At 40.3% G+C, this 15,372-nt stretch carries 16 protein-coding genes; 4 read left to right on the top strand and 12 right to left on the bottom strand.

Annotation, left to right across the window (positions count from 1 at the left end):
• Positions 1–181: 181 nt before the first annotated feature.
• Positions 182–871 carry a gamma-glutamyl-gamma-aminobutyrate hydrolase family protein gene (locus tag HMPREF3249_RS04120; protein WP_049533032.1) on the bottom strand — a complete coding sequence of 230 codons (690 nt, stop codon included), beginning with the start codon at positions 869–871 and terminating at the stop codon, positions 182–184.
• Between the two features lie 251 nt (positions 872–1,122).
• Between HMPREF3249_RS04120 and HMPREF3249_RS04115 the strand changes: the two genes are divergently transcribed.
• Both HMPREF3249_RS04115 and galU read left to right on the top strand, forming a co-directional pair.
• On the top strand, positions 1,123–2,139 hold the full coding sequence (locus tag HMPREF3249_RS04115; RefSeq protein ID WP_049533033.1) for an NAD(P)H-dependent glycerol-3-phosphate dehydrogenase: 1,017 nt from the start codon (positions 1,123–1,125) through the stop codon (positions 2,137–2,139).
• Positions 2,140–2,167: 28 nt separating this feature from the next.
• Positions 2,168–3,067, top strand: a complete 900-nt coding sequence (gene galU / locus HMPREF3249_RS04110) for a UTP--glucose-1-phosphate uridylyltransferase GalU (protein ID WP_003041845.1) — start codon at positions 2,168–2,170, stop codon at positions 3,065–3,067.
• A gap of 440 nt (positions 3,068–3,507) precedes the next feature.
• Here the strand turns inward: galU and HMPREF3249_RS04105 are convergent, their stop codons facing one another.
• The 5 genes from HMPREF3249_RS04105 to tsaB are packed head-to-tail and all read right to left on the bottom strand — an operon-like array spanning position 3,508 to position 6,645.
• Positions 3,508–3,831, bottom strand: a complete 324-nt coding sequence (locus HMPREF3249_RS04105) for an AzlD domain-containing protein (RefSeq protein ID WP_070867492.1) — start codon at positions 3,829–3,831, stop codon at positions 3,508–3,510.
• Positions 3,821–4,516, bottom strand: a complete 696-nt coding sequence (locus tag HMPREF3249_RS04100) for an AzlC family ABC transporter permease (RefSeq protein WP_049533035.1) — start codon at positions 4,514–4,516, stop codon at positions 3,821–3,823. The genes HMPREF3249_RS04105 and HMPREF3249_RS04100 overlap by 11 nt, the downstream gene beginning before the upstream one ends.
• A gap of 2 nt (positions 4,517–4,518) precedes the next feature.
• Complete coding sequence (gene tsaD / locus HMPREF3249_RS04095) at positions 4,519–5,532, bottom strand: tRNA (adenosine(37)-N6)-threonylcarbamoyltransferase complex transferase subunit TsaD (RefSeq protein WP_049533036.1); 1,014 nt, start codon at positions 5,530–5,532, stop codon at positions 4,519–4,521.
• The gene (gene rimI / locus HMPREF3249_RS04090; RefSeq protein ID WP_059221568.1) at positions 5,525–5,965 is read right to left on the bottom strand and encodes a ribosomal protein S18-alanine N-acetyltransferase; all 441 of its coding nucleotides are present in this window, start codon (positions 5,963–5,965) and stop codon (positions 5,525–5,527) included. The genes tsaD and rimI overlap by 8 nt, the downstream gene beginning before the upstream one ends.
• Entirely contained in the window at positions 5,962–6,645 is a 684-nt protein-coding gene (gene tsaB, locus HMPREF3249_RS04085; protein ID WP_070496926.1) for a tRNA (adenosine(37)-N6)-threonylcarbamoyltransferase complex dimerization subunit type 1 TsaB, read from the bottom strand. The genes rimI and tsaB overlap by 4 nt, the downstream gene beginning before the upstream one ends.
• Before the next feature lie 277 nt (positions 6,646–6,922).
• Between tsaB and HMPREF3249_RS04080 the strand changes: the two genes are divergently transcribed.
• Entirely contained in the window at positions 6,923–7,153 is a 231-nt protein-coding gene (locus tag HMPREF3249_RS04080; RefSeq protein ID WP_037582642.1) for a DNA-dependent RNA polymerase subunit epsilon, read from the top strand.
• 3 nt (positions 7,154–7,156) lie between these two features.
• A complete protein-coding gene (gene rnjA / locus HMPREF3249_RS04075) occupies positions 7,157–8,833 on the top strand; it encodes a ribonuclease J1 (protein ID WP_059221573.1) in 1,677 nt (558 codons plus the stop codon).
• A gap of 230 nt (positions 8,834–9,063) precedes the next feature.
• Here rnjA and gap read toward each other — a convergent pair whose 3' ends face one another.
• The 6 genes from gap to purR form a co-directional block, all read right to left on the bottom strand.
• The gene (gap, locus tag HMPREF3249_RS04070; protein WP_003026445.1) at positions 9,064–10,071 is read right to left on the bottom strand and encodes a type I glyceraldehyde-3-phosphate dehydrogenase; all 1,008 of its coding nucleotides are present in this window, start codon (positions 10,069–10,071) and stop codon (positions 9,064–9,066) included.
• A gap of 520 nt (positions 10,072–10,591) precedes the next feature.
• Positions 10,592–12,673 carry an elongation factor G gene (gene fusA / locus HMPREF3249_RS04065; RefSeq protein ID WP_003026447.1) on the bottom strand — a complete coding sequence of 694 codons (2,082 nt, stop codon included), beginning with the start codon at positions 12,671–12,673 and terminating at the stop codon, positions 10,592–10,594.
• A gap of 159 nt (positions 12,674–12,832) precedes the next feature.
• Positions 12,833–13,303 carry a 30S ribosomal protein S7 gene (gene rpsG, locus HMPREF3249_RS04060; RefSeq protein WP_003041799.1) on the bottom strand — a complete coding sequence of 157 codons (471 nt, stop codon included), beginning with the start codon at positions 13,301–13,303 and terminating at the stop codon, positions 12,833–12,835.
• A gap of 19 nt (positions 13,304–13,322) precedes the next feature.
• Positions 13,323–13,736, bottom strand: coding sequence for a 30S ribosomal protein S12 (gene rpsL / locus HMPREF3249_RS04055; RefSeq protein WP_003026451.1), 414 nt, complete (start codon positions 13,734–13,736; stop codon positions 13,323–13,325).
• Positions 13,737–13,937: 201 nt separating this feature from the next.
• Positions 13,938–14,522, bottom strand: a complete 585-nt coding sequence (locus tag HMPREF3249_RS04050) for a hypothetical protein (RefSeq protein WP_059221574.1) — start codon at positions 14,520–14,522, stop codon at positions 13,938–13,940.
• A 13-nt stretch (positions 14,523–14,535) separates the two neighbouring features.
• Complete coding sequence (gene purR / locus HMPREF3249_RS04045) at positions 14,536–15,354, bottom strand: pur operon repressor (protein WP_003026455.1); 819 nt, start codon at positions 15,352–15,354, stop codon at positions 14,536–14,538.
• Between the last annotated feature and the right edge of the window lie 18 nt (positions 15,355–15,372).

Here is a 15,372-nt window from a genome sequence, read left to right as displayed (position 1 = left end):
GACTGAAAAACATTGAATTGCTTGACAAATGGTAGAAAAAAGACCACCTCTTTGGTGGCCCTTATAGGGAGATTATTATGAAAAAGTTTAGGATTTCTATCAAACAAAGTTAGGAGGTCTTCATTTGATGATGTTATTATAAAATGATTTTCTTAAATGAAGCTTAAGCTGCATTTTAAATTTACAATTTCTGCAAAAGATACTGGAAAAGTTCTAGATTTCCTTTTTCTTCATTGACTAAAAACTCTGGGTGCCATTGAAGCCCGATGATCCGACTATCATCTAGCGACTCAATCGCTTCAATGGTTTTATCCCTAGGATCAAAAGCTGTTGCGCGAAAATTCGGCGCCAAATCTTTAATACTTTGTCGGTGGACAGAGTTAATCTGACTAGCACGACCGAATAGTTCTTCAACAATGCTGCCTTTCTCAGTTTGAATAGAGTGAGAAGTTCCAAAAGGTAAGCCCTGCCAATGGTTGTCAATATGCTGATTCAGCGTTCCACCAAAAGCAACATTGACTAGCTGCAAACCTCGACAAATCGCCATAATTGGTTTTTCCTGTCGAATAGTTTCTGCTAACAGAGCCAGCTCAAACTCGTCTCGCACCATATTGTAATCATCACTCTCAATCGTCTGCTTTTCTCCGTAAAAAGTGGGGTGCACATGTTGTCCGCCAGACAAAATCAATTTATCAATACTTTCAACATAATCCCTCACCAAATTTTTGTCACCAACAGGGATAATCATAGGCAATCCGCCAGCGATTCTGATACTCTCAGCAAATTTACTAGAAACGGACGAGTGAATATTTTTACCTTCCTTATCAACAGGACAAAGATTAGCGGTCACTCCAACTATCGGTCTGCTCATACGATTCCCTCCTCATTGATATACACAAGCTTACCACTTCCTCAGCTAGTCGTCCAATTGATTTTTTTAAAGGTCGTGATAAATAGTTTTTATACTAGCCGCAACTCCTGCCTCATTACACTCTTTTTATGCACTTTAATCAGACTTTATTCTTATAAAATAATAACTTATAAAAACAAGCTGCTACTAAACAAGAAATTTATCGCTTTCTATGGTAAAATGAAATTAGAAAACTCTATAAGGAGAAGAACATGGAAAAACAAACAGTTGCTGTTTTAGGCCCTGGTTCATGGGGTACTGCCTTGGCACAAGTATTAAATGACAACGGACATGAAGTTCGTATTTGGGGCAATATTGCCGAACAAATTACTGAAATCAACGAGCACCACACTAACAAACGGTATTTTAAAGATATTGTTCTTGATGAAAAGATCACAGCGTATTACGACTTAAAAGAAACCCTTGATGGCGTGGATGCTATCCTTTTCGTCGTTCCAACCAAGGTTACACGTCTTGTAGCCAAACAAGTCGCCGAGGTGCTTGATCATCCAGTTAAAGTCATGCACGCTTCAAAAGGTCTGGAGCCTGATACCCATAAGCGACTTTCCATGATTTTAGAGGAAGAATTGCCTGAACAATTCCGTAGCGAAATCGTCGTCGTCTCTGGTCCCAGCCATGCTGAGGAAACTATCGTTCGCGACATTACTCTCATCACAGCAGCTTCAAAAGATTTAAAAACAGCTAAATATGTCCAAAATCTTTTCAGCAATCACTACTTCCGCTTGTATACTAATACAGATGTCATCGGTGTGGAAACGGCTGGAGCCCTAAAAAACATCATTGCGGTCGGAGCAGGGGCTCTTCACGGTCTCGGTTATGGTGACAATGCAAAAGCCGCTATTATCACGCGTGGCTTAGCAGAAATCACCCGTCTCGGCGTCAAACTTGGTGCCAGCCCCTTGACATATAGCGGGTTATCAGGAGTAGGAGATTTAATTGTCACAGGGACCTCCGTTCACTCACGCAATTGGCGCGCTGGTGACGCTCTTGGTCGCGGTGAAAAGCTAGAAGATATCGAAGCTAACATGGGCATGGTTATCGAAGGCATTTCCACTACCAAAGCGGCCTATGAACTCGCACAAGAGTTAGACGTCTACATGCCTATCACCCAAGCCATTTATCATGTCATTTATGAAAACCTTAACATAAAAGATGCCATTTATGATATAATGAATAATGAATTCAAAGCTGAGAACGAATGGTCGTGATTAGCCACATTAAATAAGGAGTCGTTCTATGACAAAAGTAAGAAAAGCAGTCATTCCTGCTGCTGGACTTGGAACTCGTTTCCTACCAGCCACAAAAGCACTCGCAAAAGAAATGCTGCCTATTGTTGACAAACCAACTATTCAATTTATCGTTGAAGAAGCGTTAAAATCCGGTATCAAAGACATTCTGGTTGTAACAGGTAAATCCAAACGCTCTATTGAAGACCACTTTGATTCAAATTTTGAATTGGAGTACAACCTCAAAGAAAAAGGTAAATCTGATCTTTTAAAACTCGTAGATGAAACGACTGGTATCGGTCTTCATTTCATTCGTCAAAGCCATCCACGAGGGCTTGGCGATGCTGTTTTGCAAGCTAAGGCTTTCGTTGGTAACGAACCTTTCGTTGTCATGCTAGGCGATGACCTAATGGACATTACAAATGACAAAGCAGTACCACTTACCAAACAATTGATGAACGATTACGAGGAAACACACGCTTCAACTATTGCTGTCATGAAAGTGCCACACGACGAAGTTTCTTCTTATGGCGTTATTGATCCACAAGGTGAAGGAGTAAATGGACTCTACAGCGTTGAAACTTTCGTTGAAAAGCCAAAACCAGAAGACGCACCAAGTGATCTCGCCATTATCGGACGCTACCTACTGACGCCTGAAATCTTCTCCATCTTGGAAACACAAAAGCCAGGTGCCGGAAATGAAATCCAGCTGACAGATGCTATTGATACTCTCAACAAAACACAAAGAGTATTCGCTCGTGAATTCACAGGTGACCGTTATGATGTCGGCGACAAATTTGGCTTTATGAAAACATCTATTGACTATGCCCTCAAACATCCTCAAGTCAAAGACGATATGAAACAATACATTATTGAGTTAGGCAAGAAATTAGACAAAAAAGAAAACTAACAGATAGCTGTGATGGGTGGCACCTATTCCTAATCAATTGTTCCAAGGAACTCTAATTGATTAAAATCAAAAGTGCTTTTCCAATCACTACATTTGTTGGGAAAACAATAACTTGTAAAAGGCAGGGAAAATATCATCCCTGCCTTACTTTTTGATACCCAAAATTCTTAATGAAGTAGATAATTGCTCAAAGCACTAACTTGAGGTTATAGATAGAGTTTGCAAAGTAAGTCTCAATACTGCTTTTGGCAGACTCGGAAAAAGCCCCTTTGGAAATGAAAATAATAACCGCAAATCTACTTTACAACAAACTCTCATTGTACCCAATCTAAATAAAAAACTCATTAAAATCCTGAATGGTCTGTTTTAGGTCTTAAACGGTCATTTTTAACTAAAACTCCGCCTTAGTGATTTCCTAAGACAGAGTTATTTCTATAAATTTAAAAGATGAATCGCAAACCAGCCACCAATACCACACCAAAAATCACAGTTACCACTAAGTTACGATAGCGAAAAGCAATATAAATTGTTGGAAAAACAGCTATTAAATCTAGCCATTTAAAGGTTGGCAACTGTCCTATCTTCCCATTTGTAAGGCTGGATAAAATCAATGCAAAAATAATAGAGACTGGTAAATACTGTAAAAATCGTTCTACAACTTTAGGTAAGCCGCGATATTTTACCAAGATAAAAGGAGTCACCCGCGCTAGCCACGTCACCAAGGCTGAGAGAAGAATGGCGACAAATATATAATTATTTATCATCTAGCATTACCCCCGCAGCACAGCCTAATAAGGTCGACATTAAAACAGCTAAAGACGAAGAAACAAGCATGCTTAAAGCATAGAACGATAACGCTACCACAGACAACATCACTAATAGTTTTTGAAATTTTGTTTTGTGTAACATCACTAAAAATTGGGAAGAAAAAATCCCAATAAACATACCCACCAGCGCAAAATCCAAGCCAAACATTTCTGGATTTGGCAAAAGGCTTCCTAATGTCGTTCCGACTACAGATCCGACGAACCAAGCGAGATAGCTCGTAATGTTATTGCCGTACATCCATTGAAGCGAAATATATTTTGTATGGACGTGCTCACTTAGTAAAACGCCGTATGTTTCATCTGTCAAGAGTATTCCGATACCAATATTTTGCAAGAGACTTGCATGCCGAAAAAAAGTAGATGTATGAAGACCTAGCAAAAATAGACGCAAATTGATTAAAAAAACTGTCAGAGCAATAGCTGTTACCGGGGCGTGAATCGCAAGAAGTGCTAGCATAGCAAACTGAGCACTTCCTGCATAGACTAAACTGCTCATGAGTGTCATTTCAAGAGGACTGACATAAGAAGCACCAATAATTCCACAAGCTAGTCCAATACTAACATACCCAAGAGCCGTTGGCATCGCTGCCTTAGCCCCATCCCTAAAACTTTTTCCTATCATATTTATTCTTCCATTGTGTCAAATGCCAGACTTGGCTTAGCATTCAAGCTCAATGTTGCAAGATTCCCTTTATTCCACTCACTGACGCTCGCATAAGCAATCATTCCTGCATTGTCCCCACAGAGACGCAAAGGTGGTATGATTACCTTGATATCTGTCATTTCAGCTGCTAAACGTTCACGTAAACCTTGATTAGCAGCAACACCGCCCGCAACGACTAAGGTCTTAACAGGATATTTCTCCAAAGCTTTTTTTGTTTTTGCCATGAGAATATCTAAAACAGCAGCTTGAAAACTAGTAGCCAAATTTTCTTTCGACAAACTTTCACCCCTTTGCTCCGCATTGTGACAGAGATTGATAAAGGCAGACTTCAACCCAGAAAAGGAAAATTCCAAATTATCCTCTTTGATCATCGCCCTCGGAAAATCATAAATATCTTGTCCTTTATGGGCCAATTCATCTATCTCACGCCCTGCTGGATAAGTCAAGCCCATCACGCGACCAACTTTATCATAAGCTTCTCCAACTGCATCATCGCGTGTTTCCCCGACAATCTGATAATCACCGGCTTCGCTGACATAAACCAACTCAGTATGCCCCCCGCTGACTAATAACGCTAAAAGAGGGTATTCTAATTTCTCAACACTTTGAGCCGCCATAAGATGACCTGCCATATGATTGACAGGAATAAGCGGTAAATGATGTGCCCACGCAAAAGACTTAGCAGCTGCCAGTCCGACTAAGAGGGCGCCTACGAGCCCTGGTCCATAAGTTACTGCTACTGCGGTTACCTCTTTTTCTGTAATACCGGCTTTCGCAAGAGCTTCCTCAATGCAAGCCGTGATAACTTCCACATGGTGACGGCTAGCCACTTCCGGTACCACGCCACCAAAACGTTTATGGCTCTCAATCTGGCTGGCAATAACATTGGATAAGAGTTCATCGCCATTCTTTAAAACCGCTACGCTAGTCTCATCGCAGGAGGTCTCAAAAGCTAAAATATATTTATCATTCATTGTTTTCTCTTTTCATTACGATCGCATTTTCCACTGGCTCATGATAGTAATTCTTGCGCCGAGCGATTTCTATAAATTTCTCTTTTTGGTAAAATAGCAGAGCTGCTTTGTTGGATTCTCTCACTTCGAGAAAAATATCTTTTTCAATCGGTAGATATTCAAACAAAGCGGTCGCAATTTTCTTTCCTTGATAGGCTTTCTTAACCGCAATTTGTAAAACTTCTGCTTCAAAGTCCGACTCTTGAAAAGCCAGAAACCCGATTAAATTTTGAGCTTGCAAAGCCAAAACATAAACTGACAAAGGATTTTGTAAATCTTTCTCAATCTGCTCTATATTCCAAGGACTGACAGCATACACATCTTTCAATACTTGGTAAATTTGCTCCGCTAAATTAGCAACCTGCTTTTTTTCATCTTTTTTAATCTCAATCATAAACGCTTGATGTAAGAATCTTTTGTTTCTTGATGATTTTTCAGCCAATTCTCTTCTGCTTCCACTCGCTTGAGGTAATTCGGCACGAAATCATGAACAGAGCGAGCTGGTAGTTGCAGACCAATTTTAGCAAGGAGCACAGCGCTTGGCAGAGTTGCTTTGATAAGAGCTTCTGGCAAAGCGGATTGAATCTGCTCCGCAAAATTTTTCACCTCTCCTACAAAAGTTACCTGAGAAGCAGACTTGGCTTTTTCTAAAACTTCTTCAAAAGATAAATGAGCTTCCGGCTGAGTTGCTCTGCCATTTTCATAAAAACCAGCATAGACATTGTTTCGTCTAGCATCCATGAGAGGAATGACCAAGCCGTCAATGTCCTCTGGCACCAGAATCCGCAAGCTAGAAACTCCCACCAAATCTATTTTAAGCGTATGTGCTAACGTTTTGGCCGTTGCCACAGCAATTCGCAAACCTGTATAACTACCAGGACCTTCTGCAACTACAATGCGACCTAAGTCACTTGGTTTCAAATCCAAACTTTCCATTAAAAAATCAATAGCCGGCATCAATGTAACGCTATGATTTTTCTTAATATTTATCGTCATCTCAGCAAGCAACTTATTATCTTCTAAAATCGCAATTGCTAAGGCTTTGCTGGATGTGTCAAAAGCTAAAACTTTCATTCTTATCTTTCCTTTGTGATAATCTACTTTCTATTATACTACAAAAAATACGGATTTCCTTAATATGATTTCCAAAAAAACAAGACCTTTTGAAAATCGCTTTCCTAGATTTTCTCACTTCTTTCTTTTACTAAATAACCTTTTTATGATATAATAATTATAATTGTAACGTATCAAAATCAATTTATTACCCGGAAAATCAAATAGATGAAGACCGCCCTTGAAAATAAGGTGGCTATTTTCTGGTAGATTGATCATGAATGAGAAAGGAATTGAAATGATTTACAAAGTTTTTTATCAAGAAACAAAAGAACGCAATCCACGTCGGGAAAACACGCATTCTCTCTACTTGGATATTGACGCCAAAAACGAATTAGAAGGACGCATCAAAGCCCGGAAACTCGTCGAAGAAAAAACACCTTACAATGTTGAATTGATTACACTTTTGTCTGACAAACATTTAGAATACGAAAAAGAATCAGGCAACTTTACAATTACGGAGCTCTAAACCATGTCATATACTTTAAAATCCGAAGAAGTCGGTGTATTTGCCATTGGTGGTTTAGGAGAAATCGGGAAAAATACCTACGGGATTGAATACCAAGATGAGATTATCATCGTTGATGCAGGGATTAAATTTCCTGAAGATGACCTCTTAGGGATTGATTATGTCATTCCTGACTATTCTTATATCGTAGAAAATATTGACCGTATCAAAGGAGTGTTGATTACTCACGGTCATGAAGACCACATCGGAGGGATTCCCTTCCTTCTCAAGCAAGCAAATGTTCCTATTTATGCTGGACCACTTGCCCTTGCACTGATTCGTGGTAAATTAGAAGAGCACGGACTTTTACGTGACGCTAAACTCTACGAAATCAATCAAAATACCGAACTTCAATTTAAAAATTTAAAAGCAACCTTCTTCCGCACAACTCACTCCATCCCAGAGCCTTTGGGAATTGTCATCCACACACCTCAAGGGAAAATTGTTTGTACGGGTGACTTCAAGTTTGACTTTACACCTGTTGGCGAGCCAGCAGATTTACATCGAATGGCAGCACTTGGTGAAGATGGTGTTTTAGCACTTCTTTCTGACTCCACCAATGCAGAAATTCCAACTTTCACAAATTCCGAAAAAGTCGTTGGTCAGTCTATTATGAAAATCATTGAAGGCATTCATGGGCGGATTATTTTTGCCTCCTTTGCCTCAAATATCTTCCGTCTCCAACAAGCTGCGGATGCTGCGGTTAAAACTGGCCGAAAAATTGCTGTTTTTGGACGTTCAATGGAAAAAGCCATTGTCAACGGAATTGAACTAGGGTATATTAAAACCCCAAAAGGAACGTTCATTGAACCAAATGAAATCAAAGATTATCCCGCAAATGAAATTCTAATCATGTGTACAGGAAGTCAGGGAGAACCGATGGCAGCTCTTTCACGCATTGCGAATGGAACCCATCGTCAAGTCCAACTCCAACCAGGTGATACAGTGATTTTCTCTTCTAGTCCTATCCCTGGAAATACCACCAGTGTCAATAAGCTCATCAACACCATTTCAGAAGCTGGCGTTGATGTTATCCATGGAAAAATCAATAACATCCATACATCTGGACACGGTGGACAACAAGAGCAAAAATTGATGCTCCGTTTGATAAAACCTAAGTATTTCATGCCAGTCCATGGTGAATACCGCATGCAAAAAGTTCATGCTGGACTTGCAATGGATACAGGCATCCCTAAAAAGAATATCTTTATCATGAGTAATGGAGACGTCCTTGCTTTAACTGCCAATTCGGCTCGCATCGCAGGAAGTTTCAATGCCCAAGATATTTATGTTGACGGTAATCGTATCGGAGAAATCGGTGCTGCAGTCCTCCGCGACAGACGTGACCTTTCCGAAGATGGCGTTGTCCTTGCAGTAGCTACCGTTGACTTTAAATCAAAAATGATTTTGGCTGGTCCTGATATTCTTAGTCGCGGTTTTATCTATATGCGTGAATCAGGCGATCTCATTCGTCACAGCCAGCGTATTCTTTTCAATGCGATACGTATTGCATTGAAAAATAAAGATGCCAGCATCCAGTCAGTCAACGGAGCTATTGTAAATGCTCTTCGACCATTCTTATATGAAAATACCGAACGCGATCCTATTATCATCCCAATGATTTTAACACCAGATGAATAAATCTAGCAATATAATCCTTACATACTAAAAAAAACAACTTGATTTGGGTAAAGTCAAGTTGTTTTTATTGTAGCTTGGTCATAACGACCAAACGAGTGGAAACTCTGGAGTTTTATCAACATTCTAATTTGATTTTTATACATATTCAACTCCCAACTTCCACAAGTATAAGCTGAGGAGCGAATGACAACAAAAAAGAGAGGCGAACCTCTCTTCTCTATACTGATGAATTATTTAGCAATTTTTGCAAAGTATTCAAGAGTACGTACAAGTTGTGCAGTGTATGACATTTCGTTATCGTACCAAGATACAACTTTCACCAATTGTTTTCCGTCAACATCAAGAACTTTAGTTTGAGTTGCATCAAACAATGAACCAAATGACATACCTACGATATCTGAAGATACGATTGGATCTTCTGTGTAACCGTATGATTCGTTAGCTGCTGCTTTCATAGCTGCATTTACTTCATCAACAGTTACATTCTTTTCAAGAACAGCAACCAATTCAGTAACTGATCCAGTTGGAGTTGGAACACGTTGGGCTGAACCATCAAGTTTACCGTTCAATTCTGGGATAACAAGACCGATAGCTTTAGCAGCACCAGTTGAGTTAGGAACGATGTTTGCAGCACCAGCACGAGCACGGCGAAGATCACCTTTACGATGTGGACCGTCAAGGATCATTTGGTCACCAGTGTAAGCGTGGATTGTTGTCATCAAACCTTCAACGATACCGAAGTTGTCTTGAAGTGCTTTAGCCATTGGAGCCAAGCAGTTTGTAGTACATGAAGCACCTGAAATAACTGTTTCAGTACCATCAAGAACATCGTGGTTAGTGTTAAATACGATTGTTTTAACATCGTTTCCGCCAGGAGCAGTGATAACAACTTTCTTAGCTCCACCTTTAAGGTGTTTTTCAGCTGCATCTTTCTTAGCAAAGAAACCAGTTGCTTCCAAAACGATTTCTACACCGTCAGTAGCCCAGTCGATTTGTTCTGGGTCACGTTCAGCAGAAACTTTAACGAATTTACCGTTAACTTCGAATCCACCTTCTTTAACTTCCACAGTACCGTCGAAACGACCTTGAGTTGTGTCATATTTCAACAAATGTGCAAGCATAACTGGATCTGTAAGGTCGTTGATACGAGTAACTTCAACACCTTCTACGTTTTGGATACGACGGAATGCAAGACGACCGATACGACCGAAACCGTTAATACCAACTTTAACTACCATTCGTGATTTCCTCCTTATGAAAATCAAAAAATTTTTATGTGAAAAGAGTAACTTGAGTTGCTACAAATCACCTTTCAACATATCTATTATATACTTTATCCCTTAAAATTGCAACTGATTTCAGCATTATTAACAAGGAATATCATTTCTTTCACAGATTTTCACTTCTCTTTCATTTCCGGAAGCTAAGTGGGAGATATGCAAAAAGAGAGTGAGACAGAAATCAGTAGTTTCGTAGAAACTTGATTTCATCGTCCCACCTCTGTACGGTTGAGTAGGGCTGTACAAGTTGATTTATCAACGTATTAGAGTCCACTCAGCAGTGATTAATTGGCACTAAAGTGCCTAATTAATTGTGCATGGGAAACTCTACATTGACTAAGGTGAATAGAGCTTCTCCAAACTACTGCGTTTTATAATTCTGACTATATAAACAAAGGAAGCTGAGTACATTGTCCCAGCTTCCTTTGTTTATAAAAAACGCCCGCAATTGCGGTGCGGACGTATGGGCTTGACTTGATTAAGCCTCACCTTTGTTTTTCTTAATAATTTCTTCTTGTACTGACTTCGGTACATCTTCGTAGTGGTCAAATACCATCATGAAAGTACCGCGTCCTTGTGATGCTGAACGAAGAACTGTTGCATAACCGAACATTTCAGCAAGTGGAACATAGGCACGCACGATTTGGCTGTTACCATGAGCTTCCATACCATCAACACGCCCACGACGAGCTGTTACGTGTCCCATAACGTCACCGAGGTTTTCTTCTGGTACAGTAATGGTAACAAGCATCATTGGTTCAAGAATGGTTGGTTGCGCAGTCTTAGCAGCTTCTTTAAGAGCAAGAGAGGCAGCAACTTTGAAGGCTGTTTCTGATGAGTCGACATCGTGGTATGAACCATCATACAGTTTTGCCTTCACGTCAACGATTGGGTAACCAGCAAGAACACCGTTTGCCATTGACTCAATCAAACCTTTTTCTACGGCTGGGATAAATTCACGTGGTACGACACCACCAACAATAGCATTTTCAAATTCGAAACCTTTACCTTCTTCGTTTGGAGTAAATTCAATCCAAACATCACCGAATTGACCTTTACCACCTGATTGGCGTTTGAAGAATCCACGTGCTGATGTTTGTGCACGGAAAGTTTCACGATAAGATACTTGAGGAGCACCTACGTTTGCTTCAACTTTGAATTCACGACGCATACGGTCTACAAGGACATCCAAGTGAAGTTCACCCATACCAGAGATAACTGTTTCACCAGTTTCAACGTTAGTTTCAACGCGGAAAGTTGGGTCTTCTTCAGCCAATTTTTGAAGGGCAATACCCATCTTATCTTGGTCAGCTTTTGACTTAGGTTCAACCATCAATTGGATAACTGGTTCTGGAACTTCGATAGATTCAAGGATAATTTTTGCCTTTTCATCTGTCAATGAGTCACCAGTTGTAGTATCTTTCAAACCAACAGCTGCAGCGATGTCACCAGAGTAAACTGTTTCAATTTCATTCCGGTGGTTTGCGTGCATTTGCAGGATACGTCCAATACGTTCGCGTTTACCTTTAGAAGTATTCAAAACGTATGAACCTGAGTTCAAGACACCTGAGTACACACGGAAGAAAGTCAAACGACCAACAAATGGGTCTGTCATAATCTTGAAAGCAAGTGCTGCAAACGGTTCGTCATCAGATGCAGGACGAGTTTCTTCTTCTTCAGTATCTGGATTTACACCCTTGATAGCTGGAATGTCAAGTGGGCTTGGAAGGTAGTCAATAACTGCATCAAGCATCATTTGAACACCTTTGTTTTTGAAGGCAGAACCAGCAAGAACTGGGAAGAATTCAACATTGATAGTTGCTTTACGGATGGCAGCTTTTAGTTCTGCTTCAGTAATTTCTTCCCCTTCAAGGTATTTCATCATCAAATCTTCATCAGTTTCAGCAACTGCTTCGACTAATTTTTCACGCCATTCTTGAGCTTGTTCAAGATAATCAGCTGGAATATCTTCTTCAAGAATATCTGTTCCAAGGTCATTTGTATAGATTTCAGCTTTCATGCGAACCAAGTCAATGATACCACGGAAATCATCTTCTGCACCGATTGGCAATTGAATTGGATGAGCATTTGCTTGAAGGCGATCGTGAAGTGTGCTTACTGAGTAAAGGAAGTCTGCACCGATTTTATCCATTTTGTTAGCAAATACGATACGTGGAACGCCATATTCAGTTGCTTGACGCCAAACTGTTTCCGTTTGAGGTTCAACACCTGATTGTGAGTCAAGGACAGTTACGGCACCATCCAATACACGAAGAGAACGTTGTACTTCAATTGTGAAGTCCACGTGCCCTGGTGTGTCAATAATGTTGACACGGTAATCCTTCCATTGTGCTGTTGTTGCAGCAGATGTAATAGTAATACCACGTTCTTGTTCTTGTTCCATCCAGTCCATTTGTGAAGCACCTTCGTGTGTTTCACCAATTTTATGGATTTTACCGGTATAGTAAAGAATACGTTCAGTCGTTGTTGTTTTACCAGCATCGACGTGAGCCATGATACCGATGTTACGAGTTTTTTCAAGTGAAAATTCGCGAGCCATTTGGTTGTTTCTCCTATTATTTTATTTACAGTTTATTATAACATATTTTAAGAAAAGCGAGTAGGCAAATCCTACCCGCTTGTTGATTACTCATGCTAATTAGTAAGAGTATTAAGCCTTTGAAAGAGCTTTTGCAATTCTCTAAAAAGAGAAGCAATCTTACCAGCGGAAGTGAGCAAAAGCACGGTTAGCTTCAGCCATACGGTGAGTATCTTCACGTTTTTTAACAGCTGCACCAGTATTGTTAGCTGCATCCATGATTTCTTTTGCAAGGCGATCTTGCATAGTGTGTTCTCCACGTGAACGTGAAATAGTTACCAACCAACGAAGTCCAAGAGTTGTACGACGTTCTGGACGAACTTCAACTGGGACTTGGTAGTTAGAACCACCGACACGGCGAGCACGTACTTCAAGTACAGGCATGATGTTTTCCATAGCTGCTTCAAATACTTCAAGTGCATCATTTCCAGTAGCTTCTTTGATTTGCTCAAAAGCACCATATACGATTGAAGCTGCTGTACCACGTTTACCATCAAGCATAACGCGGTTGATAAGACGTGTCACTAATTTTGAATTGTAGAGCGGATCTGGCAATACTTCGCGCTTAGGCGCACGGTTTTTACGACTCATTGATCTTTATCCCCTTTCCTTATGCTTTTGGTTTTTTCGTACCGTATTTAGAACGGCCTTGTTTACGATCAGTTACACCTGCAGTATCAAGTGCACCACGAACAATATGGTAACGTACCCCTGGAAGGTCTTTTACACGTCCACCACGAAGAAGCACAACGCTGTGTTCTTGCAAGTTATGTCCGATACCTGGGATATATGCAGTTACTTCGATCAGATTGCTCAAACGTACACGAGCAAACTTACGAAGAGCTGAGTTCGGTTTTTTAGGTGTCATAGTACCAACACGAGTTGCTACACCACGTTTTTGTGGTGAGTTTTCACGAGTAGGTACACGCTTCAAACTATTATAACCAACGTTTAAAGCTGGTGATTTAGATTTTTCTACTTTTGATTTACGCGGTTTGCGAACCAATTGGTTAATTGTAGGCATCTACATTTCTCCTGTATTTTTTTAATTTTGGTGATGATACACTTGGTGACAGCTATCATCTACGTGTACTTTTGCAACATTTGTCAGCACGTCTCTGTACACTTTTGAGAGACCAAAAGTAAAAAGTACCGTCTATTAGTATAACACGACGGTACTTTCTTTGTCAATATATTTTTTATAGTTTTCCTATTGAAATCCCAGCTATTGTCCAGTAGTATTTGTGGCTGGGACACTTGCTCCGTTTCCGTTAGTCGTTGGAGTTTGAGCTGAATTGGTTTCAGCTTGTCCTGTGGTAGCTGAAGTTGCTGGAGCTTGATAGGTTTGAGGATAAGTTTGTTGGTACGTTTGCCCTGCATCTGTTTGAGGCGTCACAGCGTTTTGATTTGCTGTAGCAGCTGCTTCGCTGGCTGCACGCGCCGCAATCGCGTCACTAACTGCCTTAATCCGTTGTTGAAGTTGAGCTTTTTGAGCTTCGTCTTTCAACTTGTCCACTTTTTCTTGAGCAGGCGTTACATTAGCCGTCGTCTGCTCCGCTTCCAGTTTTTTAACAGCCTCTTCTGCCTCTTGTGCAATTTTGGCTTGCTCTTTTTTCTCTTTTTCTGCTTTCGATTCTGAAGATTTTGATGTTGAAATGGTTCGCCTTACAGTCGGAGCAGCTGCACGCATCGCGTCATCTTGCTTTTTAACGAAAAATAATCCAGCAGCAAGAATAAGCGCCAAAGCTGTAACAATCGAAATTCTTAGCCACAAAGAGCTTTGATCCAATTTATCCAATATATTTTTCAAATTCTCACCTCATCTATTTGTCAAAAATATTCCCAACTTCTACGCTAATTTTGTTGGACTTCACATCAATAGCTGTCACTTTCAACAATGATTTGTAATCCAAATGTTCACGCTCCGTTTGTGCATTTTCCGCAAAGACTGCTACACCAGCTAACTCTGAATCAAATTCTCGTAAAAGACTAATCATACCATTGACTGTCCCGCCACCTTTTAAGAAATCATCTACGATTAAAACACGGCTTCCAGCTTTCAGGCTGCGTTTCGACAAGAACATCTTTTCAATACGGTCACCGCTCGAACCTGACACATAATTGACGCTAACCGTCGAGCCCTCTGTGATTTTCAAGTCGCGACGGACAATGACAAATGGAACATTTAACACATTTGCCACTGCATTTGCCAACGGCACTCCTTTTGTGGCAACAGTCATTACGGCATCAATTTTTTGATTTCGAAACGTCTTGGCAATAATGCGCCCAATGTTGTTTAAAATAGAAGGCGTACTCAGCAAATCCGATAAGTAAATGTAGCCACCGGGTAAAATTCGATTGCTTTCAGACAATTTCGTGCGGAGGTCTTCCACCATTGCTCTAGCTTCTTTATCCGAGATAGAGGGAGTAAAAATAACGCCTCCTCCTGCTCCTGTAATGGTTTCGATGTGCCCAATTTCCATTTCTTCAAAAGCACGTTTGATAATGACAATATCTTCGGAAATGGAAGATTTTGCGGACTCATACTTTTCAGCAAATGTATTGAGACTTGTTAATTCGTACGGATGATTGATTAGGTAGTTAGAAATAACTACCATGCGTTCACTTCTTCTTAATTTCATTTTTTCACCAATTTATTT

The organism is Streptococcus sp. HMSC36C04 (assembly GCF_001839535.1).
Lineage (GTDB): Bacteria > Bacillota > Bacilli > Lactobacillales > Streptococcaceae > Streptococcus > Streptococcus hominis.
The sequence above is the reverse complement of the archived record's forward strand: the minus strand, read 5'-3'. Positions and strand labels throughout refer to the sequence as shown.